Raw genomic sequence first — 25345 nt, 5'->3', positions numbered from 1 at the left:
CCGGTCGGCTCCCGTACTGCCCGGGGTCTTACCGGCCGCCGTTCCAGGGGCCGTACGGGCCGTCGCTGCTGGAGCCGCGGCGGCTGCGGCCGCCGCCGGGGAGCGCCCGGATGGCGGGACGCACGTCGACCATGTACACGATCGTCGCGATGAGCCCGATGATCGGCAGGAACGACAGGATCGGGAAGAGCAGGTTCACCACGAAGGCCAGCCCGAGGATGATCATCCAGAACGGCTTGGTCTTCTTGTCGGCCGCGCGGTAGGCGTCCTCACGCCGCACGGCGGCGTCGAACAACGCGAAGCCGCTGAAAATGATCAGGGCCATGCTCAGAAGCCACATGAACCCTGCGAAGCCCTGCATCAGCACTACGTCCACCACCTGACTCGGCTCGTCCCTACGCGGTCACCGTACCCGTACAACGGGCCGGACACCCCCAGGGTGCCCGGCCCGTTGCGGTCGCTCTGCGCCCTCGGCCGTCCTACTTGGCGGGCGGGGTGGTCTTCTTGGCGGTGGTGGTCTTGCGGGCAGGGGCCTTCTTCGCCGCGGGGGCCTTCTTCGCCGGGGCGGCCGTGGCGGTGGCCGGCTTCGCCGGCTCCTCCTTGACCTCGACCGGCTTGGCCTTCGGCTCGACGGCCACGGCCAGCTCCTCGACACCCTCGGCGACGTCCTCGATGCCCTCGGCGGCCTCGCCGCGCCAGGTGCGCACGGCCTGCTCGCCGTGCTCGGCGACCTTCTCGTAGGTCTCGCGGGCCTTGACGGCGTACTCGGCGGCCACGCCGACGCTGCGCAGCGCGAAGTCCTGGGCGGTCTCGCCGACCTTCTTCAGGTCCGCGTCGATGGTGCTGCCGAGCTTCTTGATGTCGATGTCGATGGAGCCGATGAACTCCGTGACCTTGTTCTGGAGGGTCTCCTGCGTCTCCTTCACGCGGGCGGTGGCCTCCTTGGCCCGGGCGGAGGCCTTCTCCTGAACGGCCTTCGGGTCGGTGTTGCGTACGGCGTCGATCCGCGCGGGGGCCTCGGAGCGCAGCTGCTCCACCAGGGCCGGCACCTTCTTGGCCTGCTGAAGGGCGAGGTCGGCGGTGCCTGCGGCGAAGTAGAGCGGCGTCGGGTCGCTGAGGGTCTTGCGCAGGTCGTCGGTGATGGCCATGGTGATGGTCCTCCCGGATTCTTTTTCGCTTGAGGGTTCGGCTGAGGGTGGTGTGATCCGCAGTGGTGCGGCCGGTGCCCTGGTCCGGCTAGCCGGCCGTCTGCTGCGGGTCGGTGTCACTGCCGCCGGTGGTCTTGCGGGCCCGGCGGGCGGCGGACGTACCGCCGGTGGTCTTGCGAGCGCGACGGGCGGTCGACGGTGACGTACCGCCGTCGCCCTTGCGCGTGCGGCGGGTCGCCGACGGTGACGCGGACGTACCGCCGTCACTGCCGTCGCTCCCGGCGCTCCCGTCGCTGCCGCGGGTACGGCGCTCGGCGGGCCGGCCGCCGTCGGCCGTGCGGGGCCGTCGTATCCCGGTGCCGCCGTGCGGGGCGTCCCCGTCTCCGTCCGCCGCGTCCTCGGCGCCCACGAGGCCGACGACCGCGGAGCCGTCGCCGGTCCCGAACCCGTTCTCCTTGCGGAAGGACTCGTAGATCTGCAACAGCACCTGCTTCTGCCGCTCGTTCAGCGTCGGGTCCGCGAGGATGACGGCACGCGTCTCCACCTCGTCCCGGTCCCGCTCGGCGTCGAGGATGCCGGCCCGGACGTACAGCGTCTCGGCGGAGATCCGCAGGGCCTTGGCGACCTGCTGCAACACCTCCGCGCTCGGCTTGCGCAGCCCGCGCTCGATCTGGCTCAGATACGGATTGGACACCCCGGCGGCATCGGCGAGCTGCCGCAGCGACAGCTGCGCGTTGCGCCGCTGTTCGCGCAGGTAGTCACCGAGATTGCCGACGTTGAGCGATGCCATGACTCCAGAGTGCAGCACCCCGCTAACTATTGCAAGCACCCGCTTGCAAAAGTGCGCCACGCCACGCACACCGACCGGCGGTGCCGCAGTGGCTGTCCCGTCTGCACCCTCCTGGGCGCGGGCGACGGCCGTGTCGAAGGCCTTGTTGATCTGGGCGTCCCCGATGTTCAACGGCGGCCCGGCGGCCCACTCGCGCATCTCCTGGATGCCCTCGACCACGCCGTCGGTCAGCTGACCGGACTGGGAGGCCACGGGCACGGCGATCAGCGCCACGACACCCGCGGCGACCAGCAGGAACAGCACGGTCACCACCGACGCGGCGAGCGCGGGCGGCCACCCGCGCCGACCCAGGAAGCGGTCCGCGGGCCAGGTCAGCGCGGTCAGCAGCAACCCGACGACGAGCGGCCAGACCACCGACCACATCCGCCCCAGCAGCCATGCAGTTGCGGGAGTGGCTGACCGAGGCGGGGGACTTCTGGCTGGAGTACGTCGACGGCCGGCGGGACGTGCGTCCGGACGAGTTGGCAGAGCCGAGGAGCGGCGAAGTTCGTGGCTACGGCGGCGTGCGCCCGGGTCGGCCGGGGCTACGAGAAGGTCGGGGTGATCGGTCCCGTGCCGGCGGCGAATCTGCGCCGGCTGTCGGGCTACCGGCATCCAAGGGTGCGGCGTGAGCCGGTGGCGGAGTGTCTGCGGGCGGTATTCACCCTGCCGCGGGCCTGCTTGCCGGTGCCCGGGCGGTCGGAGATCCGATCGCCGTGCTGCCGGTGATCGGATCGTCTTCGGCACCCTCGCCACCGAGTCCAAGGACGTTCTGGCACAAACCCGCGGCGCGAACCGGAGAGAAGGTCAGCCCCTGCCCGCTCCCCCCATTCCTCCACTGAAATCGCAGTGAGTCGGGCGGCAAATGACCCCGTGGGAAGTGGCCGTGCCCGGCGAGGAGCGACTGGAGGACCGGGTGCACACGTTGCTCACCCCACTCAACTGCCCGGCTCCTGGCTACGAGGAGCGGGAAAGGCCGAGTCACTGCGATGTCCGGCTTGCGGAGGCCGGGCCAGCCGTGATCGCGGAGATGTTCTCCCGGTCGCAGAAACGGGAGCTGTTCGAGGGGCCGGAGGACGATCCGCACTGCACGGCCGTACTCGATCTGACGCATTGAGCAGGGCTTCGTGAACCGCGATCCTCACAGGACAGGGCCGGCTTCAGGCGCCTCGGCGGTCCCGAATGGCGCCGCCCTGACCGGGCGGCACCCGGTCAGGCACGCACTCTGCCTCACCGTGAGCGAGACCGGACATCTGCCCGGCGGGGCTGATGTGACGCACGCCACTGGAGGGACATTGGCCGACACTCCCGCACGTCTGGCGCAAAATGAGCGTTCCGGCGCCCTGGAATAGGCGATTCCTTGTTGCCGACCACTCCATCCGCCCACGTGCACCCCTGCCGGATCACGCTCCGGAAACGGCGATACCCGCAGGTCTTCGTAATGCAGTCGATGTTCCGCTTCAACGCCTGGGGCAGATAAATAGCGGACCGGCATCATCCGCATTTCCGGGAGGGTTGACAGAGGTTAGTTCCGGAATGTTGCATGACCTCATCAACGGGGCGGGGTGGCAAACGGGGGCCATTCAAAGGGCCAACGCCGCAGAGGCGTTCTCTTGACCTGCTGCCATCTCCATTTGGGGGAGATGCCATGACCAGAATCAAGCTCACGTTGTCGATCGCCACCTCGGCCATTGTGTTTACGGCCGTGAGCATCGCGGGCCCTACCTTCATCCAGACCGAGATGGCGAATACATCGGCGCCTGCGGGCAAGTCATCTGCTACCGCGGTCACGGCGAATGCCGAGAGCACGCAGGACGCCGCTCGTACGCCGGCCGAGTTGCTGCAGCTCCTGGGCGAGCGGATCAAGGCCAAGGACGTAGACGGAATCATCGCCCTCCAAGATCCCGAAGCGGCGATCGTCAATTACGACGGGTCGATTATCAGGGGCCACAAGGAAATACGGGCGTTCTACGTCGACTGGTTCAAGTCCGATCCGGTACTCACCGTCAACGCTCGCCAAACCGTGCTGGCGGGAGGGAAGCGCACGGGTGACAGGGTACGTAACCGCACGGCGTCCATAATGGGCGACTATTCCCTGGAGCAGACCGATCCCGACGGTACCCGCACGCGCTTCACCGGGAATTTCTGCGACACCGTGCAAGAGCAGCCGAACGGTACGTGGCTGTACCTCCAGGACAACCCTTACCCGCCCCACGGCAACGCGACAACGGCCCACCACTGACCGGGCTACCTCGGTGTTCGAGGTCTGGAGAAAAACTTGAACGTCACCTCGCTCGAAGTTTCGCAGGCCCCGATCGCACGGCAACAGCCTCAGTGGGCAGACCCGGCACAGGTCAAGCAGGTCAGGGATGTGCTGGCAGCCCTTCCCCCGCTCGTGGAGGCCGAATCGCTGAGCCGGTTACGGGGGTTGCTCGCCAAAGTGGCCGCCGGGCAGGCACAGGTGGTGCAGGCGGGTGACTGCGCGGAGGATCCGGCGGAATGCACCGCGGGTGACGTGGAGCGGAAGGTGGGACTGCTCAACGTGCTCGCCGGCGTCATGACCGCCATCACTCATCAGCCGGTGGTGCGGGTGGGCCGGATCGGCGGCCAGTACGCCAAACCCCGGTCGGCGCACACCGAGTGGATCGGTGGCGTCGAACTCCCGGTGTACCGAGGGCACATGGTGAACGGTCCGGAGCCGGTTCCGGAAGCGCGAAGGCCCGACCCCCGGCGCCTGCTGGCCGGTTATCGGGCGGCGAGCCAGGTCATGGCCCATCTCGCCCCGACGCCACGGGCGCGCGTCGAGCCGGCCGTGTGGACCAGCCACGAGGCCCTGCTGCTCGACTACGAGATCCCGATGCTGCGCCGGGACCGGGAGGGCCGGGTCGCGCTCACGTCCACTCACTGGCCGTGGATCGGTGAGCGAACCCGCCAGCTCGACGGGGCCCACGTCGCGCTGTTGGCAGATGTGGTCAACCCGGTCGCGTGCAAGGTCGGGCCGCGTATGACGGTCGCCGATCTGGTCGCGCTGTGTGCGCGGCTCGACCCCGGACAGGAACCGGGCCGACTCACCTTGATCGCCCGGATGGGTGCTGACGCGACGATGGATGTGCTGCCGCCGTTGGTCCAGGCCGTGCGCTCCGCCGGACACCCGGTGATCTGGCTGGTCGACCCCATGCACGCCAACACCCTGACCACCGCTGAGGGACGCAAGACCCGGGTCGTGGAGACGATCGTCCGGGAGGTCGCGGCGTTCCAGGCCGCCGTGCGCGCAGCCGGCGGAACACCGGGCGGGATACATCTGGAGACCACGCCCGACGACGTGACCGAATGCGTCGACGCCCACCACGGCATCGACCGGATCGGCCGGAACCACACGACGTTGTGCGACCCGCGACTCAATCCTCGCCAGGCGGTGTCGGTGGTCTCGGCCTGGCAGACGCATGTGATGACGGACCGGGCCGAGGGAGAACCGTGCCGGGCATAGCGCCGATCCCCGCCTACCCACTGCCGACCGCGGCCGAGCTGCCCGTCAGCACCGCGCGGTGGACGCCCGACCCGCGCCGGGCGGTGCTGCTCGTCCATGACATGCAGCGCTATTTCCTCGCGCCGTTTCCCTCCTCGGTGCGTGATCCGCTGGTGCGCCACTGCGTGCTGCTGCGGGAGCGCTGCGCCGCGCTCGACGTTCCGGTGTTCTACACCGCGCAACCCGGTGGCATGACAGAGGAGGAACGCGGCCTGCTGAAGGACTTCTGGGGTCCGGGCATGAGGGTGGACCCCGTAGATCGTCAGATCGCCTCGGAACTCACGCCCCGGCCGGCGGACCAGGTGCTCACCAAGTGGCGCTACAGCGCGTTCTTCCGCTCGGATCTGCTGACGCGGATGCGCGACCAGAACCGCGACCAGCTGATCATCTGCGGCGTCTACGCGCACGTCGGTGTGCTGGTGACGGCCCTGGAGGCGTTCACCAACGACATCCAGCCGTTCCTGGTCGCCGACGCCGTCGGCGACTTCTCCGCCGAGTACCACCGGCTGGCCCTCGACTACGCGGCCGCCCGCTGCTCGGTGGTCACCACCACCGCGGAGGTCTTCCGATGAACTCACCGCACTTGCTCGACCGGGTGCTGGGCCCCGATCCGGGCGCCTTCGCCCTCCTGCACCGCCCCGAGACCCTTGGCCCGGACCGAGTGGAGATCCTGCTGGGCCGGGTCAGCACCCCGGCCCGGCTCGCCGACATCCCGCTGGCCGACCGGACGGGGCGACCCGGCCGGGCCCGGCAGGAAGCGCTGGTCCTGGTGCCCCACCAGCAGATCACCGAGCGCGGCTTCGCCGCCGCCGCGGACGGCTCGCCGCTGCTCGCGATGTCGGTGACCGACCAGGGGCAGATCACCACGTCCGAGGCGCTGAGATCCCTGCCGGACGAGCCGATCAACCTGACCGGTGGGCGTTTCGACACCGAGGACGACGCCTACGCCGACACGGTTCGCGCGGTGCTGAAGAAGGAGATAGGCACCGGAGAGGGCTCGAACTTCGTCATCAAGCGCTCCTTCGTCACCAGCATCACCGGATACTCGACGCGCAGCGCGCTGAGCCTGTTCCGCCGGTTGCTCACCCGGGAGACCGGCGCCTACTGGACCTTCCTCGTGCACACCGGCACCCGCACCTTCGTCGGAGCCACACCGGAGCGCCACGTCAGCCTGCGCGACGGTGTCGCGGCGATGACCCCGATCAGCGGCACCTACCGCTATCCGGCCTCAGGACCGGTCCTGTCGGAGGTCATGGAGTTCCTCACCGACGGCAAGGAGACCGACGAGCTGTACATGGTCCTCGACGAGGAACTCAAGATGATGGCCCGGGTCTGCCAGGGCGGCGGCCGCGTCAGGGGGCCGTTCCTGCGGGAGATGGCCTGGCTCGCGCACACCGAGTACGTCATCGAGGGGCGCAGCGAGCTCGATCCCCGGGACATCCTGCGGGAGACGATGTTCGCCCCCACCGTGACCGGCAGCCCGCTGGAGAACGCCTGCCGGGTGATCGCCCGCTACGAGCCCCGCGGCCGCGGCTACTACGGGGGCGTCGCCGCCCTCATCGGCCAGGACGCCGACGGCGCGCGCACCCTGGACTCGGCCATCCTCATCCGTACCGCCGACATCCGGACCTCGGACGTCGACGACACCGGCCACGTCGAGGTCGGCGTGGGCGCGACGCTGGTCCGGCACTCCGACCCCGACGCCGAGGTCGCCGAGACCCGTACCAAGGCCGCGGGCGTGCTCGCGGCGCTGGGTGCCGGCGAGCGGCTCGGCGCACACCCGCTGGTCCGGGAGGCGCTGGTCGGGCGCAACGAGACGATCGCGAACTTCTGGCTCAGCGAGGCCGAGAAGCGCGCGCGGCCCCATCCCATGCTGGACGGCCGCCGGGCGCTGGTCGTCGACGCCGAGGACACCTTCAGCGCGATGCTGGCCCACCAGCTGCGCGCCATCGGCCTGACCGTGGAACTCAGTGGTTTCGACGCGGACCACCACTTCGACGACCACGACCTCGTCGTCATGGGCCCCGGGCCCGGCGATCCACGGGAGACCGACCACCCCAGGATGGCCGAAGTGAGCCGGGCCATCGAGGAGTTGCTGTCCCGGCGCATCCCCTTCCTGGCCGTCTGCCTGAGCCATCAGCTGCTCTGCCGGCACCTCGGGTTCGAACTGCGCCGCCGCGATGTCCCGAACCAGGGCACCCAGCGCGAGATCGACCTGTTCGGCGCGCGCGAACGCGTGGGCTTCTACAACTCCTACTCGGCCCGCGCGCGAGCCGACCGGCTTCAGTGCCCCGGTGTCGGCGAGGTGAAGGTCTGCCTCGACGCCGGCACCGGCGAGGTGCACGCCCTGCGCGGGCCGCACTTCGGCTCGGTGCAGTTCCACCTGGAGTCCGTGCTCACCCAGGACAGCGAGCGCCTCCTGGCCGACCTGCTCGTACCGCTGATGGAGACCGCGGAGGTAGTGAACGTATGAAAGCCACCATCTCCTGGTGGGACCTGACCGGGTCCGGCCAGACCATCGACTCCTTGCGCGTCTACCTGCGCGACGAGGGCGTGGATCCGTGGACGGAGGTCCACGGAATGCGGTTGAAGTTCTGGATCTCCGACCGGGAGACCAACCGCTGGGGCGCCGTGATGCTGTGGGATTCCGATGCCGACCTGACGGCCCCCATGCCGCCGAACCGGGCCACCGAGCTCATCGGACACCCGCCGGCCGTGCGGATGGTGTCCGACGTCGAGGCCATCGTCGAAGGTGTCCACTCCGGCCGGCTGGTCGAACGCGGCCTGGCCTTCGAGACGAGCGTGAAGTCATCGTGAGCGCATCGACGAAGCCCCGGACCGCCGAGGAGTTCACCGCCCCGCCCGCCGAACCCATGGAGCTGCTCCAGACCTGGTTCGACAGCGCCGTCGCGGACGCCGTCCGCGAGCCGGGCGCGCTGGCACTGGCCACCGTCGACACCCGCGGCCACGCCTCCAACCGGATCGTCCAGGTTCTGAAGATCCGCGCGACGGGCCTGGTGTTCGCCAGCCACTCCGACAGCCGCAAGGGCCGGGACCTGGCCGAGACGGGCTGGGCGTCCGGGGTGTTCTACTGGCGCGAGGCCGGCCGCCAGGTGAGCGTGAGCGGCCCGACCCGTCCGCTGCCCGACGAGGAGTCCGAGGCCCTGTGGGCGGCCCGGCCCGTCAGCACGCACCCGATGTCGGTGGCGGCGCACCAGAGCGCGCCGCTGCTGGACGAGGACGCGCTGCGCGAGCAGGCCCGGGAACTGGGCCGGGACGGCTCGGCGCTGCCCCGCCCGGAGCGTTGGCTGGGCTATCTGCTGGAGCCGGCGTCGGTGGAGTTCTGGCAGGCCGACCCGGAGGACCGGTTGCACCGGAGGCTGCGTTACGAGCGCGACGGTTCCGGCTGGCGTACGGACCGGCTCCAACCCTGACCGTGCTCTGGACCGTGGACTCGACAGGAAGAAAGGCAAGTCGATGTGTGGAATGACGGGCTGGGTCTCGTTCGACCGGGATCTGACGCAGCAGCGCGCGCAGTTGGACGCGATGACGCAGACCATGGCCTGCCGGGGACCGGACGCCCGCGGCGCCTGGCTCGACCGGCATGCGGCGATCGGCCATCGAAGGCTGGCGGTCATCGACCTCGAAGGCGGCACCCAGCCCATGGTGGTGCCCACCGACGACGGTCCTGTGACGATCACGTACACAGGTGAGGTCTACAACTACACCGAACTCAGGGCCGAGTTACGTCGTCGGGGCCATCGTTTCCAGACCCGCAGCGACACCGAGGTCGTACTCCACGGCTACCTGGAGTGGGGCGAAGCGGTCGCCGAACGGCTCAACGGCATGTTCGCGTTCGCCGTCTGGGACTCCAGGGTCGAGAAGCTCGTGATGATCCGCGACCGGATGGGAGTCAAGCCGCTCTACTACTCCAGCACCGACGACGGGGTGATCTTCGGCTCCGAGCCGAAGGCGATCCTCGCCAACCCGCTGGCGGACCGCGCCGTGGACCTCGCCGGACTGCGGGAGCTGGTCAGCTTCACCCAGACGCCGGGCAGCGCCGTGTGGTGCGGGATGAAGGAGGTGGTCCCGGGCGGCCTGGTCACCGTCGACCGCTCCGGTCTGCGCGAGCGCCGCTACTGGACGCTGCCCACCCGTCCGCACACCGACGACCAGAAGACCACCGTCGCCACCGTGCGCGAACTGCTCGAGGACATCGTCAGCCGCCAGCTGGTCTCCGACGTCCCGCGCTGCACCCTGCTCTCCGGCGGTCTGGACTCCAGCGTGATCACCGCGCTGGCCGCCGCCAAGCTCGGCCGGCCCGGAGAGCACGGCGAGCCCGGTGAGAAGGTGCGCAGCTTCGCCGTGGACTTCGTCGGACGGGAGAACGACTTCGTCGCCGACGAACTGCGGGGCACGACGGACGCCCCGTACGCGCTGGAGGTGGCCGCGCACGTCGGCTCCCAGCACGAGTCCATCGTGCTCGACCACGCCTCGATCGCCGACCCGGGGGTGCGCCGAGCCGTCATCACCGCGCGGGACAGTCCGCTCAGCCTCGGTGACATGGACAACTCGCTCTACCTGCTGTTCCAGGCCATCCGGGAGCAGTCCACGGTCGCCCTGTCCGGGGAGTCCGCCGACGAGGTCTTCGGCGGGTACAGGTGGTTCCACCAGCCGGAGGTCCAGGCCGCGCAGACCTTCCCCTGGATGGCCGTCTTCGTCAGCGGCGCACGGGCCCAGGTGTCCGATCGGTTCAACGCCGACATCACCGCCGCCCTCGACCTTCCCACCTACATCCGCGACCGGTACTCCGACGCGGTCGGCGAGGTCGAGCGGGCGGAGGGCGAGAGCGACCACGAGATGCGGATGCGGGTGATGTGCCACCTGCACCTGACGCGCTTCGTCCGGATGCTCCTGGAGCGCAAGGACCGGATCAGCATGGCCGTCGGGCTGGAGGTCCGCGTCCCCTTCTGCGACCACCGCCTCGTCGAGTACGTCTACAACACCCCGTGGTCGCTGAAGACCTTCGACGGCAGGGAGAAGAGCCTGCTGCGCGCCGCGACCGCGGACCTGCTGCCGCAGTCGGTGCTGGATCGGGTGAAGGCCCCCTACCCGGCCACGCTGGACCCGCAGTACACGAGCGCGCTGCTGCAGCAGTCCAAAGAGCTGCTCACGACCGACGACCCGGTCTTCGACCTGGTAGACCGCAGCTGGCTGGAGGACATCACGCGGCGTGACTCGGCCACCATGCCGATCGACGTCCGCAACGGCATGGAGCGCGTGCTCGACCTGAGCACCTGGCTGGACATCTACCGGCCCGAGCTGCGGATCTGAACGCGGCCGGGCACCCCACGTCAACGTCCACCCCGGGCACGCCCGGAACACGGAGTGAGGAACACGAGATGGGAACGGAAGACGACCGGTCCAAGGGGCTCGATGCCGACCTCGACCTGCGCGCCCGGCACCGTGCCGTCGTCGCGGACTACATGAGCCGCAAGGGCGAGAACCGGCTGACGCGCTACCTGCTCTTCACCGAGGACGGCAGCGCCGGCCTGTGGACCAGCGACACCGGCGAACCGATCAACTCCCAGGGACACGAGAAGCTCAAGGCGCACGGCGAGTGGTCGCTGCGCATGTTCCCCGACTGGGAATGGAAGAACGTCGAGATCTTCGAGACACAGGACCCCAACAGGTTCTGGGTCGAGTGTGACGGGGAGGGAGAGATCCTCTACCCGGCCTACCCGCCCGGCTACTACCGGAACCACTTCATCCACTCGTTCCTGCTCGAAGACGGCAAGATCAAGCAGCAACGCGAGTTCATGAACCCGTTCCAGCAGCTGCGTGCGCTGGGCATCGAGGTGCCGAAGATCAATCGCGGCGGGATCCCCACCTAGGGACTTCCCACCACTCGTTCACACGGACAGCAAGGAGCATCAGGTGGGATCTCAGCTCAACCCGTACATCGCCTTCGACGGCAACGCCCGGCAGGCGATGGAGTTCTACCACGACGTCCTCGGCGGCAAGCTGGAGCTGGGCACGTTCGGCGACTTCGGCTCGCCGGAGTCGCCCGACCCCGACAAGATCATGCACGCCACACTCATCACCGCGGACGGCTTCACGGTGATGGCGTGGGACGTCCCGGAGCGGGTCCCCTTCAACCCGGGCACCAACGTCGCGCTCTACCTCGGCGGCGACGACGCGGGCCTGCGCGAGTACTTCGGGAAGCTGTCCGTCGGCGGCACCGTGTCACTGCCCCTCAAGAAGCAGATCTGGGGCGACGAGGCCGGCACGCTCGTGGACAGGTTCGGGATCACCTGGATGTTCAACATCACCCAGCGGCAGTCCTGATCGCCCGCGGGGCCACTGGGTTCGAAGGAGCCGGGAACCGATGACGGACGGGTTGGACGACAGGCTGGACCGGATCGGGCGGCACCCCTTCCGCGCGAAGTTCCGGCTGCGCGGAAGGGATCGCGCGGTGGTCGACCTGCGCGGGATCACGACCGTCCGCAAGCACGCCGAGGATCTGATCGGTCGCAGGCTGGCGCCGGCCGAACCGCACAACGACGGCCGTCAGACGCCCTACCGAGGGCATCCCGTCTTCGTCGCCCAGCACGCCACCGCGACGTGCTGCCGTACCTGCCTCGCGCGCTGGCACGGCATCCCCGCCGGCCACGCACTCGACGACGCCGAGCGGGCCTACGTCGTGGAGGTGATCTGCCGGTGGATCGTGAGGCAGTACGAGGCTTCACCGTGAGAGGCAAGTCAAGTCGTGTCGCCAAGCGTGAGGTGAGGACTCCATGACAGTCGACGTGCAGGCCACTCGGGACGTGGTCGACATCATCACCGGAGGATGGAGGGCGCAGGCGCTCTACACCGCGGTCAGACTCGGACTGCCCGACCACATCGAGGCCGGCCGTGACACCGACGCCGAACTGGCCAAGGCGACCGGGGCGGACGAGCAGGGCATTCACCGTCTGATGCGCCTGCTGGTGGCGATGGGCATATTCGAGGGCAGCGACTCCACCGGCTACCGCGGTACCCGGGTGAGCGCCGCCCTCCTCGAAGGCCCCCAGTCCCTGGGCGACATGTGCCTGCTGTACGGCGAGGAGTTCTACGCCGCGTGGGGTCACGCCCACCACGCCGTCAGCACGCGGAGCTCGGGATTCGAAGTCGCCTACGGCCGGTCGTTCTACGAGTACCTGGGCCAGGACCCGGCCACCGCCCGCCGGTTCCAGGTCACCATGAACGCCGCGAGCATGTTCTTCCACCAGGTGCCCGAGGTCTTCGACTTCTCCGGCAGGAAGGTCGTGGACGTCGGTGGCGGCGGCGGGCACCTGCTCGCCACGATCCTCGGCGCCACGCCGGACGCCCAAGGCACGCTCTTCGACCGCGAGCACATGATGCCCAAGGCGCGTGAACACCTGTCCGCCACCGTCGGCCTGGACCGGGCCGAGCTGGTCGGGGGCGACATGTTCCAGGGCGTCCCGGCGGGCGGGGACGTCTACATCCTCTGCCGGGTGCTGGCCGGCCACGACGACGAAGCCGTCGTCGGTGTCTTCGAGAACTGCCGCCACGCCATGGCGGACTCCTCCTCGCGGCTGCTGATCCTCGACCGGTTCGTCGAGGACGAGAACTCCACCGTTCTGCCCGCCCTGTGGGACCTGCACCTCCTGGTGACGACGGGCGGCGAACACCGCACCCTCGACCGGATCACGCACCTGCTGGACCGCGCCGGCCTGGAGATCACCGGGACCGCGGAGCTGCCCATGGAGACGACCGCCCTGATCGCCGCACCGCACACCCCGTAACGGCAGGCAGGCACGCAGAACGTGCGCAACAGCGCGAACAGGAGACCTCGGTGCTCAAGTTGGCAACGATCGGCGTCTACGGCTTCGACGGCGATTCCTTCCTGGAACGACTACGGCAGGCGGACGTGCGCCTGCTGCTCGACGTACGTCAGCGCCGCGGAGTGCGCGGACCGGACTACGCCTGGGCGAACTCACTCCGGCTGCAGGCGGCCCTCGCGGAGGCCCGGATCGCCTACCGGCACCACCGCGAACTCGCCCCGACCACCGAACTGCGTCACCTTCAGTACGCCGAGGACGACCGCCAGGGGGTCGGCAAGCGCTCCCGCCGCGAGCTCGCCGCCGAGTACACCCGCCGCTACACGGCCGAGATCCTCGGCCCGGCCGACCTCGATCCGATCGTGGCGGCTCTTCCGAGCAGCGGCATCGCGTCGCTGTTCTGCGTCGAGCGCGACCCCGAGGCGTGCCACCGCTCGCTGGTCGCCCAGCGGCTGGCCGAGGAGCACCACATCACCATCGAGCACCTGAGGCCGCTGTGACGGACGACATCCCCGGGGCCGGCAGGCCGCGACCGCGGATCGCGGTGTTCGCCGGGCCCACGGCGACGATCCTGAACACACCGGACCTGGTCACGTCGAACAAGGCCCGCGCACGCCACGGTCTGCCGCCGCGCCCCTGCCGGTTCGACACCCTGCGTCCCCAACGGCTCGCGGCGCCCGTGACGTTGTACGTCGAGGCGTTCAGCGCGCACCCCCTCGAACGGGAGGCGGCCGGCCTGTACGCCCCGGCGGACGGCTGGCTCGACGAGGACGGCACGTTCCACGCCGAGCAGCCGTCCGACGACGCCACACCGGTGTACGTCGTCGAACTCGACCCCGCCGACGGTCTCTACCCCCTTCCCTACATGGGGAGGCAGGCAGACGGATCCGCATGGGAGGAGACCTCGACCGCACCGTACGCACCTCCGGAAGCCGGCCGGCAGACGTTCTACCCCGACGCCCGACGCCTCTACGAGGAGATCGAGCGGTTCGGCCTGGCCGACTACGGCACCCCCGTCGAGCTGGGGTCCGTCGCCGACTTCGAGTTCTTCCGGGCCGCTCCGTCCGGCGGATACACCACGGGTCCCGCATCCGAGCGCCTCGGGCAGGACTTCTTCGTCTACTACCCGTACCACCTCCAGAGCGAGCCCGGTCTGGCGGACCTCGCCCGGGCGACCAACCAGGTCCAGTCCGTCCTCGCCACGGGCGAGTTCGCCGGCGTCCAGTGGCTGGAGGGGAGCCCGACCGTCGACGAGACCCTGTACTGGCTCGGACTGCTCGTCGACACGAAGGTGCCGCTCGTCGGACACGCGGCGCAGCGCCGCCACCAGTCCCTGAGCGCGGACGGCGACCGCAACGTGGTGGACGGCGTGAAGTTCATCGCGTCGGGCGTCACCCTGGACGAACGGGGCGAGGACCGCGTCGGTGCCTGCGTGATCGTCGACGAACTCGTCTACTCGGCCCGGGACGTGACCAAGGTCGACGCCCGGCCGGGCGGCTACGAGGTCACCGGCGGCCACGGCGGAATAGTCGCCGACCTCGGCGGCTACGGCCCCCCGCAGCTCACCTACCTTCCTGCCCGCAAGCACACCCACCGCTCGGAACTGCGCCTCACCGTGCTCCCCGAGCGGGTGGCCGGCGTCGCCGGGAGCCTGGACTCGGGCGTCTTCTCGGTCGACGTCGAGACGAAGGACGCCGGGGGACTCCTGCCCACCGCCGTGCCGCACGTCTCGATCACCAAGTACAGCCGGTACGCCGCGACGGGAACCGGCACCGACGATCCGCCCGTCGCCGAGGAGGAGGTCGAGATCCTCGCCCGGATCGACGCCAACCTCGCCGGCGCGCCCCTGTCCGGTTTCGTGTGCGAAGGCATGTCGCCGTTCGGGATGGCCGACCCGACGAGGAACGCGGCGCTGAGCGTCGCCGTCTTCGCCGGCATGCCGGTGGTCCGCACGGGCCGCGGCAACACCGGAGGCATGGCGTACCGCACCGACCCGACGTTCATCTCGGGCAACAACCTCACCGCCACCAAGGCACGCATGCTGCTCATGGCCGCACTGCTCAAGTTCGGTGCCCTGCCCCCGGCCGCGGACCCCTTCGACCCGACCCCCGACGAGCGCGCGGCCACCGAGAAGGCGGTCGGCCAGTACCAGGCCCTGTTCGACACCCACTGACCCGCAGCACACCTTCGAGAACGGAACCCATGGGTACGTACGAGTACGTGGTGGCCGACGTCTTCACCGACGTCCCGCTGGAAGGAAACCCGACCGCGGTCTTCCTCGACGCCTCCGGCCTCTCGGCCGCACGCATGCAGCAGATCGCACAGGAGATGCACCTGTCCGAGACCGTCTTCGTCCTGCCCGCGCAGGACGACGGCGATGTGCGGGTCCGCATCTTCACCCCGGTGAACGAGCTGCCGTTCGCCGGACACCCCACCCTGGGCACGGCCGTGGTGCTCGGCGAGTCGCACGAGGCGAAGGAACTCCGCATGGAGACCGCCAAGGGCACCGTGGCGTTCGAACTGGAGCGTGACGACGACGGCCGGACCGTCGCCGCCGGCATGTGGCAGCCCCTCCCGACGTGGGAGCCCTACGACCGCGCGGAGGAACTGCTCACCGGTCTCGACCTGGTGGCCACCGGCAGCACTCTGCCGGTCGAGGTCTACGACAACGGGCCGCGGCACGTGTTCGTCGGCCTGGACAGCGTGGCCGCGCTCTCCGCCCTGGAGCCGGACCAGAGGATGCTCGCGAGGCTGCCCGACATGGCCGCCAACTGCTTCGCGGGCTCGGGGACCCGGTGGCGGCTGCGCATGTTCTCCCCCGCCTACGGCGTGGTCGAGGACGCGGCCACCGGCTCGGCCGCCGGCTCCCTCCCCGTACACTTGGCCCGGCACGGACTGATCCCGTTCGGGGAGTGGATCGAGATCCGCCAAGGGGTGGAGATGGGGCGTCCTTCGACGATGCGGGCTCGCGCGACGGGGACGCCGGAACGGATCGATTCTGTCCAGGTGGCGGGGTCCGCCGTGGTCGTCGCCCGTGGAACGCTGTACGCGTAGCCGCCGAGATCGTATGAGTGACCTGACTGCACAGGAAGGGCCGCCGCGCGTGTCCATGGCCGCTGAGGACGACGGGCTGTTCGCGTTACCCACGTCGTCTAACGACACTCCGCCCGCCGAGCCCGTAAGGGCCGGCGCACCGCTGGCGGTACGGATGCGACCGCGCACGCTCGCCGAGGTGGTCGGCCAGGCGCACCTGCTGCGGCCCGGCTCGCCGCTGCGGCGGCTGGCGGAGGGCGGGGAGGCGGCGTCGGTGCTGCTCTACGGTCCGCCCGGCACCGGGAAGACGACCCTCGCGCGGCTGCTCGCCGATGCGGCCCACCGGCACTTCGTCGCCCTCTCGGCGCTGTCCAGCGGGGTGAAGGAACTGCGCGACGTGATGAACGACGCGCGCCATCGCCGCGACCGCCAGAACCGGCAGACGGTGCTGTTCATCGACGAGGTGCACCGATTCTCCAAGACCCAGCAGGACGCGCTCCTCGGCGCCGTGGAGGACAGGCTCGTGCTGCTCGTCGCGGCCACGACCGAGAACCCGTCGTTCTCGGTGGTGGCCCCGCTGCTCTCCCGCCTGCTGGTACTGCGACTGGAGTCCCTGAGCGAGGACGAGGTCCGCGCGTTGTTGCGCCGTGCCGTGCGTGACGAGCGGGGCCTCCGCGGTGCGGTCACGCTGTCCCCCGAGGCCGAGGACGCCCTCGTACGCCTCGCGGCCGGCGACGCCCGCAGTGCGCTGACCGCTCTGGAGGCGAGCGCCGACGGGGTGACCGGCACCGGCGGCACGGTGGTCGACGTGTCCGCGGTGGAGCGGGCCGTCGCCGAGACGACCGTCCGCTACGACCGGCAGGGCGACCAGCACCACGACGTCGTCAGCGCGTTCATCAAGTCGATCCGCGGCTCGGACCCCGACGCCGCGCTGCACTACCTGGCCCGCATGCTCGTGGCCGGGGAGGACCCGCGGTTCATCGCGCGGCGGCTGGTGGTGCACGCCAGTGAGGATGTCGGGCTGGCCGACCCCACGGCACTGCAGGCCGCCGTCGCGGCGGCGCAGACGGTCCAGCTCATCGGCATGCCCGAGGCCCGCCTCGCCCTGGCGCAGGCCACGGTGCACCTGTCCATGGCGCCGAAGTCGAACGCGGTGATCGTCGGAATCGACGAGGCGATGGCCGACGTCCGGGCGGGCGCCGTCGGCGAGATCCCCGCCCATCTGCGGTACGGCCGCTATGCCGGCGCCAGGGAACTGGGCAACGCGATCGGCTACCGCTACCCCCACAGGCTCCCCGAGGGAGTCCTGGAGCAGCAGTACCCGCCGGACGACCTGGTGGGCACGGACTATTACCGCCCCACGCAGCACGGCGGGGAGCGCGTCCTGCACGAGCGCCTCATCAAGCTCCGCCGTGCCGTCCGCGGCGAGGAGGGGTAACGCCCGCTGCCCGTGCCGGCTCACGGGCACGGGCAGCGGAGGAGACGAGGTCACATCACGCGACAGCGGTGCCCTCGAGCTCGACCATCTGGCCGGGGATCGCCAGGCGCGTCACACCGAGCATGGTGGTCGTCGGCGCGACCTGGGCGGCGCCCAGTCGGCCCGCCAGCACACCGTAGTGCTGGAAGAGCAGGTCGACGTCAGTCGTGTAGACGTTGAGCCGGACGAGGTTGGAGAGGGACATGCCGGCCTCGGCGAGCACCGCCTCGATGTTGTCGATGCTCAGCGCCAACTGCGCCGCCATGTCACCATCGTGCTCGGGCTTGCCCTCCTTGCTCATCGCGGTCTGCCCCGAGATGTACAGGGTCCGCGAGTGCCCGGAGACGACCTCACCCTGGTTGAAGCCCATCTCGACCGACCACGACACCGGGTTGACCGCGTTACGTTCCATTGCCGACTCGCTCCATCCACTCGGTTCACTGAGTACGTACGTTCAACAAATCGGCATCCGCCGGGCTTTGTCGTCGCACAAAGGAGCCTTCCAGCAATACGTGACATCCTCGGTCATGTATTTCGTTAGAGTTTTCGCATGCGCGCCGACCGGTTGGTTTCCCTGGTGCTTCTGCTGCGTCAGCGCGGTCGGATGACCGCGGAGACACTGGCTCGTGAGCTGGAGGTCTCCACCCGCACGGTGCTGCGCGACATCGAGGCGCTGTCTGGGGCGGGCGTCCCGGTGTACGCCGAGCGCGGCCGGCACGGTGGTTTCGCCCTGTTGCCCGACTTCCAGACGGCGCTCACCGGACTGAATCACGACGAGGCGCTCGCCCTGCTCGTGGCCGGATCACGGCGCGGCGCACAGCTGTTCGGCCTCGGTTCGGCGCTCGCCTCGGCCATGCTCAAGGTGGTCGACGCGTTGCCCGAGGGTCTTCGGGACACGGCGGCCGATGCGGCGCGGCGATTACTCATCGACCCGGAGACCGACCTCCTCTCGCGCCGCACGGCCACCGAGGAGATGCCCGACGCCATCGTGGCCGAGGTCCGGCGCGCGGTGTTCGCCGGACACAAGTTGCGCATCCACTACGCGGCAGCGGGCCAGGCCCCGAAGTGGCGCACGGTGGACCCGATCGGCCTGGTCACCGTACGGGAACAGGGTTATCTGCTGGCCAAGAGAGCCGGCGAGGACCGCACCTACCGGCTGTCCCGGGTGCTGGCCGCCGAAGAACTCGACGAACCCGCGCAGCGACCGGAAACCGTCGACCTGGACCGGGCCTGGCAGGAACGTAACGCGCGGTTCCGGACCGGCGGTGACAAGGTCGCCGTGCTGGTACGGGTGAATCCGGCACGGCGGGAGCACCTGGTCGGCACCGCCCTGGCCGTCTGCGCCGAGGAAGCCCACGCGGACGGCTGGCTGCGGCTGAACGTGATCTTCCAGGATTCGCGCCATGCCGAATGGGCCCTGTGGCAGCACGCCATGGACGCCGAAGTCCTGGCCCCGCAGTGGCTGCGCACCTCCCTGTGCGACCGCGCCGCCGCGGTCGCCGCCCGCTACGGTTCGCCGTCCCGAGCGGCCCGGTGCCCCGTTCCGGACTGACCCCACCAGGGCCTTGAGAGCGTCCCTCAGCCCGTGGCGGGTGAGGGGCTCACCGCGCCGGTGCGGCGCCCACTCGCGCGTCGACCCGCTGGAAGCCGAGGGAGAGTCCGTCCCCGCCGCCCAGCGAGGCGAATTCGGCGTCGATCGCTCGACTTCATCTGTACGGACATGCCGGCCTCCCTGGCCCGATCGTCGGTGGACACTCGCGATCACCCGAGAAGCGGCCCGGCCCAAAATCGTTCGACTGTCAGGCCCTGCGCGGCCATGATCCGCATCCATGACGACCTCGCCGCAGTTTCTGGCCCGGGCCGCCGCCCGCAACAACGCCGAGTGGTGCGCGGCGATGTGCCGGGCGCACGGTGTGGCGAGTGAGTTCGGGGGCGAGGCGTGGGCCGCCGCGGGGCGGGCGCCGCTCTACTACCCCGACGCGGTGACGCTGGAGCCGGGCGCCGACCCGGACGCGCTCGTGGCTCGGGTCGACATGGGCTCGCCCGGCGCCTCGGTCAAGGACAGCTTCGCCGATCTCGATCTGACGGGGGCCGGGTTCCGGGTGCTGTTCGAGGCGCGGTGGATCCACCGTCCGGCGGGTGCGGCCGCGCCCGCCCGCGCCCCCGGGCCGACGGATCTCGCGTGGGACGTGGTGCGCGATCCGGACGCGCTGCGCGCCTGGGCACTGGCCTGGGACGGCGGCGCCGGGAACGCGGGCCTCTGGCGGGACGGGCTGCTCGCCGGCCCGGAGACCTTCGTGATCGCGGGGCGGTCCGGTGACGGGCGCGTCGTCACCAGAGCGGTGGCCACCCGTGGCGCGCACCTGGTCGGCGTCTCCAACGTCTTCGGGCGGGAGGGCGGGCCCGACACGGCCTGGCCGGGCCTGCTGCACCTGCTCGGTCGGCTCTTCCCCGCCCTGCCCGTGGTCGGTTACGAGAGCGGCGACGACCTGCGGACCGCCCTCCGGCACGGCTTCGAGCCGGCCGGCCCGTTGCGGGTGTGGCTGCACGGCGGGTAGCGGCGGGACCCGCCACCCGCTACCGCGGCTTGTACGCCAGGAACGTGCCGATCTGCCGCTTGGTCCCCTCGTCCGGCTCCTGCACCACACGCGTCGTGATGACCAGCCCGGCCCGGTGCAGCAGTTCGGCGATCCGCTCCGGCGGCAGCAGGTACGACTCGTAGGACACCGGGTGGTCGCCGTAGGCGTGCGACGGACGCAGGTGCTCGCCGCCGCCCACCGGGCCGGCCAGCATCAGCCGGCCGCCGGGTGCGAGGGTGCGGTGGAACTCGGCGAACACGGTCGGCAGCCACTGCGGCGGGGTGTGGTGGGTGGAGTAGTACGCCAGGATGCCGCCGAGTTCGCCGCTGCCGATCTCCAGAGCGGTCATCGAGCCGACGGTGAAGCGCAGATCCGGGTACGCCTCCCGGGCCAGCCCGACCATCTCCGGCGACACGTCCACGCCGAACACCGGCACGCCCAGGGCGGCCAGATGTGCCGTCACCTTGCCCGGGCCGCAGCCGAGGTCGGCCACCGGCCCGGGGTGCGGCGGCCGGACGAGCTCGGCGAAGGCGGCCAGCATCGCGCGCGACACCGGGTCCAGCTCGGCCGGCTGCTTGACGAGCCGGGCATAGTCGGCGGCGACGGTGTCGTACGACTCCCGGACGGCGGTGAGGTGGGAGGGCTCGGTCATGCCGTGAAGGTAGACGACGGCGCTGACAGGGCCGGGCCGTCACGCCGAGCGAGCACATGCCGGTCCCCCGCCCGTACTCCTCCGCCCGCCCCCGGCCGGTACTCCCACGCCAGTACGCCGCTTTACTTCCCCTGTAAGACGCCACCGCCACCCCCCGCCCGGCACGGTGGCAGCGTGAAGCCGAAGCTGATGCCCCGTCCGATTCCCGTCCTGAAGCCCTGGGGCCCGGCCAGGCGGGGCAGGAGGCTGAGGGCACCCGCCCGGCGTGCCCTCCAGGACGCCTGAGCCGGTATCCCACTGTTCCTAACAGCACGGGAATTTGCCTAAAACTATTAGGCAGATGCACACTACCTTCTGGCAGAAGGGAGTGGCCGTATGGCACGCGTAGGACTGACACCGGAACGCCTGACCCGGGCAGGTGCCGAGCTGGCCGACGAGGTCGGATTTGATCAGGTGACCGTCTCGGCGCTCGCCCGCCGGTTCGACGTCAAGGTCGCGAGTCTGTACTCGCACGTGAAGAACTCCCAGGATCTCAGGACCCGGATCGCCCTGCTCGCGCTCACGGAACTCGCCGACCGGGCCGCCGACGCCCTGGCCGGGCGGTCCGGCAAGGAAGCCCTGGCCGCCCTCGCGAACGTCTACCGCGACTACGCCCGGGAACACCCCGGCCGTTACGCCGCCGCCCAGCTGCGGCTCGACCCGCAGACGGCGGCGGCGAGCGCCGGCGTCCGGCACGCGCAGATGACCCGGGCGCTGCTGCGCGGCTACGACCTGACCGAACCGGACCAGACCCACGCGGTCCGGCTGCTGGGCAGCGTCTTCCACGGGTACGTCAGCCTGGAGATGGGCGGCGGGTTCAGTCACAGCGCTCCCGACACCGACGCCACCTGGGCCCGGATCCTCGACGCCCTCGACGCGCTGCTGCGCAACTGGCCCGCGCCCCCCACCGACCCCCGAGGCTGACACCCATGCACACCGAGCACGACTGGATCACCACCCCCCTCACCGCGGACCTGCTGCGCGGCGCCCTCGACCTGGAGCGCACCGAACACGGGCTGCTCCCGCACCGCCTGCCCGCCCGGGTCCGCGCGCAGAACACCAACGCCCAGCTGGCCATGGCCGAGGCCCAGCCGTCCGGCGTACGGCTGGCGTTCCGCACCGCCGCGACCGCCGTCGAACTGGACACGCTGCGCACCAAGCGCGACTACGCCGGTTTCCCGCCCCGGCCGGACGGCCTGTACGACCTGCTCGTCGACGGGCGCCCGGCCGGCCAGGCCGCGGGGACGGGCGGCAACGTCCTCACGATCGACATGGCCACCTGGGACGGCGAGGTCACGCCGGGCCCGGTCGGCACCGTCCGCTTCACCGGGCTGCCCGCGCGCGAGAAGGACGTCGAGATCTGGCTGCCGCACAACGAGACCACCGAGCTCGTCGCCCTGCGCACCGACGCGCCCGTGGAGCCGGTGCCGGACCGGGGCCGGAGGGTGTGGCTGCACCACGGCAGTTCGATCAGCCACGGCTCCGACGCCGCGAGCCCGACCGCCATCTGGCCCGCGATCGCCGCGTTGCGCGGCGGCGTGGAACTGATCAACCTCGGTCTGGGCGGCAGTGCGATGCTCGACCCGTTCACCGCGCGCGCCATGCGGGACACCCCGGCCGACCTGATCAGCGTGAAGATCGGCATCAACATCGTCAACGCGGACGCGATGCGGCTGCGCGCGTTCGGTCCGGCCGTGCACGGTTTCCTCGACACGATCCGCGACGGGCACCCTGACGTCCCGCTGCTGGTCGTCTCCTCCGTCCACTGCGCCATCCACGAGAGCACGCCCGGGCCGACGGCCCCGGACATCAGCGCGCTCGGCGAGGGCCGGCTGCGGTTCGCCGCGATGGGCGACCCGGCGGAGGTGCCCGCCGGGAAGCTGACGCTCGGCGTCATCCGGGAGGAACTGTCCCGCATCGTCCGGCAGCGCGCCGCCGAGGACCCGAACATCCACTACCTCGACGGCCTCGACCTCTACGGCGCCTCCGACGCGGCCGAACTCCCCCTCCCCGACGAGGTCCACCCGGACGCCGCCACCCACCGCCGCATCGGCGAACGCTTCCACGCCCTGGCCTTCACCGGGAACGGCCCCTTCGCCCCGGCCTCGTGACCGCGTGACCTCGCGCGGCGGCGTCCACAGCCTGGGGACGCCGTCGCGCCTTGCGGCCCGGTCGGCAGGTCAGAACGGCAACGGCCGCCCCCGCACCACCTCCAGCCGTGTCACCGCCCGCGTGAGCACCACGTAGAGCCGGTGCAGTCCCCGTTCCTCCGCCTCGGCGATCGCCGCCGGCTCGATGGCCACGACATGGTCGTACTCGAGGCCCTTGACGACGCTCGCCGGTACCAGGGACACCCGCGCGCCGAGTTCCTCCGGGCCCGCCGCGTCGAGGCCGGCCGCGTCCAGGGCCGCCCGGATCCGGGGCACGTCCGCGTCCGCTGCGACGACCCCGATCGAGCCCTCCCGCGCCAGTGCGTCCCGGACGGCCTCGACGACCGCGCCGGGCACGCCGTCCGGGTCCGTCTCGCGCATCCGCAGCTCCCCGTCCCCGCGCAGCGAACGGGCCGCCGGTACGTCCACGTCCAGCCGCTCCAGCAGCCGGTTGGCGAGGGCGACGACCGCGCGCGGCACGCGGAAGCCGGTGGTCAGCTCGACCACGGCCGCGTCCGGTTTCCCCAGGTGCGCCAGGACGGCCGACCACGACCGTGCCGCCCACGGTGTCGTCCCCTGCGCCAGGTCCCCCAGGACCGTCAGCGAGCCGAAGCGCGCCCGGCGGGCGATGGCCCGGCACTCCATCGGGGACAGGTCCTGCGCCTCGTCGACGACGACGTGCCCGTACCCTTCCGGGTGCTCGATCAGCCCGGCGACCTCGTCGAGGAGTACCAGGTCGGCGGCCGACCAGCGCGCCGACTTCCACGACCGGGGCGGCTTGCGCCACAGCAGCGCCCGCTGCTCGTCGGGGTCCAGCAGCCCGTCGGCGGCCTCCGCCAACACCCCGGGGTCGGTGAGCAGTTCCGCCACGACCTCCTCGGGCCGCACCCGGGGCCAGACGGCGTCGACGTACGCGGACACGGGCCGGGCCCGCTCGATCCGGCGCACCCAGGCGTTGGGGGGCGGCCCGGCCCGGCGTTCGGCCTGCTCGCGCAGGCACCGCACGATCCGCGCCCGCACCCGCTCCCGCCCGACCCCGTACGGCGGTTCCTCCTCCCGTACGTCCGCCACGATCCCCTCCAGGGTCTGCGCCGGCACCCGCCAGCGGTACGACCCGTCCGGCACGGCGAGGGAGCCGGCCCCCTCGGCGCGCACCCTCGCGTACAGCGCCCGCCGCAGCACCTCGGCCATCCGTGCGTCGTGCTTGACGACGGCGGCCGCCGGCTCGTCGAAGCCCCTTACCGGATGCCGCGCGATCTCCTCGGCCGGCGTCGACTGCCGCACGCCGGTCTCGCCCAGGGACGGCAGGACCTCCGCGATGTACGACAGGAAGGTGCGGTTGGGCCCGAGGATCAGCAGACCGCCGCGGCGGATGCGCTGCGGGTACGTGTAGAGCAGATACGCGGCCCGGTGCAGCCCGACGGCGGTCTTGCCGGTGCCGGGCGCCCCCTGCACGCACACCGACACCGCCAGGTCCCCCCGTACGAGGTCGTCCTGCTCGGGCTGGATGGTCGCGGCGATGTCCCGCATGGGCCCGACGCGCGGCCGTTCGATCTCCCGGGCGACGATCTCGCTGGTCCGCGCCTCGCCCTGCCCCAGGTGCTCGTCCTCCAGGCCGGTGAGGTCGGCGGAGTCGCCCCGGCTGCCGGGCGCCCACCCGAACCGGCGGCGCACGGCGACGCCCTGCGGGTCGCGGGCCGAGGCCTGGTAGAAGGCGCGGGAGACGGGTGCACGCCAGTCGACGACGAGGGGCGGCTCGGCCGGATGCTCGGAGATCCGCAGCCGGCCGATGTGCAACTGCCCGTCCTCCCCCCGCAAGGCCCCGAAGAACAAGGGGCCCTCGGGCAGCTCACGCAGCGCCTTGGCCTGGCTGCGCAGCCGGTACCCGAGCACCTCGGCATCGGCGCCGGACGCGGACACGTCCTCCCCGATGACGACCTGCTCCCCGGCCCCCTCGACCATCGCGGCGAGGGCGGCCCGGCAGCGGTCGTGGTGGGCGCGTTCACGGTCGAGGACATGCTGAAGGGCAGGCTCGGTCGACGTCATTCCACAGAGCGTACCGCGAAAA

Annotated in this window: 26 protein-coding genes and 1 pseudogene; 20 read left to right on the top strand and 7 right to left on the bottom strand. The window is 70.9% G+C overall.

Features of this window, described 5'->3' with window-relative positions:
• Positions 1-28: 28 nt before the first annotated feature.
• From ACIBL4_RS31870 to ACIBL4_RS31855, 4 genes and pseudogenes are all read right to left on the bottom strand, one after another.
• Entirely contained in the window at positions 29-361 is a 333-nt protein-coding gene (locus ACIBL4_RS31870) for a DUF2516 family protein (RefSeq protein ID WP_356927857.1), read from the bottom strand.
• A gap of 118 nt (positions 362-479) precedes the next feature.
• Complete coding sequence (locus ACIBL4_RS31865; protein ID WP_399415246.1) at positions 480-1148, bottom strand: hypothetical protein; 669 nt, start codon at positions 1146-1148, stop codon at positions 480-482.
• A gap of 88 nt (positions 1149-1236) precedes the next feature.
• Positions 1237-1938, bottom strand: a complete 702-nt coding sequence (locus ACIBL4_RS31860) for a helix-turn-helix domain-containing protein (protein WP_399415456.1) — start codon at positions 1936-1938, stop codon at positions 1237-1239.
• Positions 1939-2160: 222 nt separating this feature from the next.
• Positions 2161-2361: pseudogene (locus tag ACIBL4_RS31855) on the bottom strand (AI-2E family transporter); the annotation flags it as partial.
• 481 nt (positions 2362-2842) lie between these two features.
• Here ACIBL4_RS31855 and ACIBL4_RS31850 point away from each other — a divergent pair.
• The 16 genes from ACIBL4_RS31850 to ACIBL4_RS31775 all read left to right on the top strand — a co-directional run bounded on the left by ACIBL4_RS31850 (position 2843) and on the right by ACIBL4_RS31775 (position 17818).
• Positions 2843-3094 carry a hypothetical protein gene (locus tag ACIBL4_RS31850; RefSeq protein WP_399415245.1) on the top strand — a complete coding sequence of 84 codons (252 nt, stop codon included), beginning with the start codon at positions 2843-2845 and terminating at the stop codon, positions 3092-3094.
• A 531-nt stretch (positions 3095-3625) separates the two neighbouring features.
• Complete coding sequence (locus ACIBL4_RS31845; protein ID WP_399415244.1) at positions 3626-4219, top strand: YybH family protein; 594 nt, start codon at positions 3626-3628, stop codon at positions 4217-4219.
• A gap of 36 nt (positions 4220-4255) precedes the next feature.
• Positions 4256-5464, top strand: a complete 1209-nt coding sequence (locus ACIBL4_RS31840; protein WP_399415243.1) for a 3-deoxy-7-phosphoheptulonate synthase — start codon at positions 4256-4258, stop codon at positions 5462-5464.
• Entirely contained in the window at positions 5452-6075 is a 624-nt protein-coding gene (locus ACIBL4_RS31835; protein WP_399415242.1) for an isochorismatase family protein, read from the top strand. Before ACIBL4_RS31840 ends, ACIBL4_RS31835 begins: the two co-directional genes overlap by 13 nt.
• Entirely contained in the window at positions 6072-7976 is a 1905-nt protein-coding gene (locus ACIBL4_RS31830) for an anthranilate synthase family protein (RefSeq protein ID WP_399415241.1), read from the top strand. The genes ACIBL4_RS31835 and ACIBL4_RS31830 overlap by 4 nt, the downstream gene beginning before the upstream one ends.
• Positions 7973-8320, top strand: a complete 348-nt coding sequence (locus ACIBL4_RS31825) for a hypothetical protein (protein ID WP_399415240.1) — start codon at positions 7973-7975, stop codon at positions 8318-8320. Before ACIBL4_RS31830 ends, ACIBL4_RS31825 begins: the two co-directional genes overlap by 4 nt.
• Entirely contained in the window at positions 8317-8937 is a 621-nt protein-coding gene (gene phzG / locus ACIBL4_RS31820) for a phenazine biosynthesis FMN-dependent oxidase PhzG (protein WP_399415239.1), read from the top strand. The genes ACIBL4_RS31825 and phzG overlap by 4 nt, the downstream gene beginning before the upstream one ends.
• A gap of 43 nt (positions 8938-8980) precedes the next feature.
• A complete protein-coding gene (asnB, locus tag ACIBL4_RS31815) occupies positions 8981-10837 on the top strand; it encodes an asparagine synthase (glutamine-hydrolyzing) (protein WP_399415238.1) in 1857 nt (618 codons plus the stop codon).
• A 68-nt stretch (positions 10838-10905) separates the two neighbouring features.
• Entirely contained in the window at positions 10906-11397 is a 492-nt protein-coding gene (locus ACIBL4_RS31810; RefSeq protein WP_399415237.1) for a PhzA/PhzB family protein, read from the top strand.
• Positions 11398-11440: 43 nt separating this feature from the next.
• Entirely contained in the window at positions 11441-11851 is a 411-nt protein-coding gene (locus tag ACIBL4_RS31805) for a VOC family protein (RefSeq protein WP_399415236.1), read from the top strand.
• A gap of 40 nt (positions 11852-11891) precedes the next feature.
• Complete coding sequence (locus tag ACIBL4_RS31800) at positions 11892-12257, top strand: DUF4186 domain-containing protein (RefSeq protein WP_399415235.1); 366 nt, start codon at positions 11892-11894, stop codon at positions 12255-12257.
• A 43-nt stretch (positions 12258-12300) separates the two neighbouring features.
• A complete protein-coding gene (locus tag ACIBL4_RS31795) occupies positions 12301-13311 on the top strand; it encodes a methyltransferase (RefSeq protein ID WP_399415234.1) in 1011 nt (336 codons plus the stop codon).
• A 50-nt stretch (positions 13312-13361) separates the two neighbouring features.
• Positions 13362-13847 (top strand): DUF488 family protein, encoded by a 486-nt coding sequence (locus ACIBL4_RS31790; RefSeq protein ID WP_399415233.1) that lies wholly within the window; start codon positions 13362-13364, stop codon positions 13845-13847.
• Positions 13844-15520: an asparaginase domain-containing protein gene (locus ACIBL4_RS31785; RefSeq protein ID WP_399415232.1), complete on the top strand. Its 1677-nt coding sequence runs from the start codon at positions 13844-13846 to the stop codon at positions 15518-15520. The genes ACIBL4_RS31790 and ACIBL4_RS31785 overlap by 4 nt, the downstream gene beginning before the upstream one ends.
• A gap of 29 nt (positions 15521-15549) precedes the next feature.
• Entirely contained in the window at positions 15550-16401 is an 852-nt protein-coding gene (locus ACIBL4_RS31780; RefSeq protein WP_399415231.1) for a PhzF family phenazine biosynthesis protein, read from the top strand.
• Between the two features lie 55 nt (positions 16402-16456).
• The gene (locus ACIBL4_RS31775) at positions 16457-17818 is read left to right on the top strand and encodes a replication-associated recombination protein A (RefSeq protein ID WP_399415455.1); all 1362 of its coding nucleotides are present in this window, start codon (positions 16457-16459) and stop codon (positions 17816-17818) included.
• Between the two features lie 55 nt (positions 17819-17873).
• On the opposite strand, the gene ACIBL4_RS31770 is transcribed toward ACIBL4_RS31775, so the two are convergent.
• The gene (locus ACIBL4_RS31770) at positions 17874-18269 is read right to left on the bottom strand and encodes a RidA family protein (protein WP_306965788.1); all 396 of its coding nucleotides are present in this window, start codon (positions 18267-18269) and stop codon (positions 17874-17876) included.
• 138 nt (positions 18270-18407) lie between these two features.
• Here ACIBL4_RS31770 and ACIBL4_RS31765 point away from each other — a divergent pair, with 138 nt between their 5' ends.
• Entirely contained in the window at positions 18408-19409 is a 1002-nt protein-coding gene (locus ACIBL4_RS31765) for a helix-turn-helix transcriptional regulator (protein WP_399415230.1), read from the top strand.
• Between the two features lie 277 nt (positions 19410-19686).
• The gene (locus ACIBL4_RS31760; protein ID WP_399415229.1) at positions 19687-20415 is read left to right on the top strand and encodes a hypothetical protein; all 729 of its coding nucleotides are present in this window, start codon (positions 19687-19689) and stop codon (positions 20413-20415) included.
• Between the two features lie 19 nt (positions 20416-20434).
• Here the strand turns inward: ACIBL4_RS31760 and ACIBL4_RS31755 are convergent, their stop codons facing one another.
• Complete coding sequence (locus ACIBL4_RS31755) at positions 20435-21088, bottom strand: class I SAM-dependent methyltransferase (RefSeq protein ID WP_399415228.1); 654 nt, start codon at positions 21086-21088, stop codon at positions 20435-20437.
• A gap of 375 nt (positions 21089-21463) precedes the next feature.
• Here ACIBL4_RS31755 and ACIBL4_RS31750 point away from each other — a divergent pair, with 375 nt between their 5' ends.
• Together ACIBL4_RS31750 and ACIBL4_RS31745 are read left to right on the top strand one after the other, a co-directional pair.
• A complete protein-coding gene (locus ACIBL4_RS31750; protein WP_399415227.1) occupies positions 21464-22051 on the top strand; it encodes a TetR/AcrR family transcriptional regulator in 588 nt (195 codons plus the stop codon).
• Between the two features lie 5 nt (positions 22052-22056).
• On the top strand, positions 22057-23238 hold the full coding sequence (locus ACIBL4_RS31745) for a GDSL-type esterase/lipase family protein (protein WP_399415226.1): 1182 nt from the start codon (positions 22057-22059) through the stop codon (positions 23236-23238).
• Between the two features lie 69 nt (positions 23239-23307).
• On the opposite strand, the gene ACIBL4_RS31740 is transcribed toward ACIBL4_RS31745, so the two are convergent.
• Entirely contained in the window at positions 23308-25323 is a 2016-nt protein-coding gene (locus tag ACIBL4_RS31740) for a HelD family protein (protein WP_399415225.1), read from the bottom strand.
• Positions 25324-25345 lie beyond the last annotated feature (22 nt).

It is taken from the genome of Streptomyces sp. NPDC050416 (assembly GCF_044458845.1).
In the GTDB taxonomy this organism is placed as follows: Bacteria; Actinomycetota; Actinomycetes; order Streptomycetales; family Streptomycetaceae; genus Streptomyces.
Note: the sequence above shows the minus strand (reverse complement) of the source record. Positions and strands in the feature narration are given on the sequence as shown.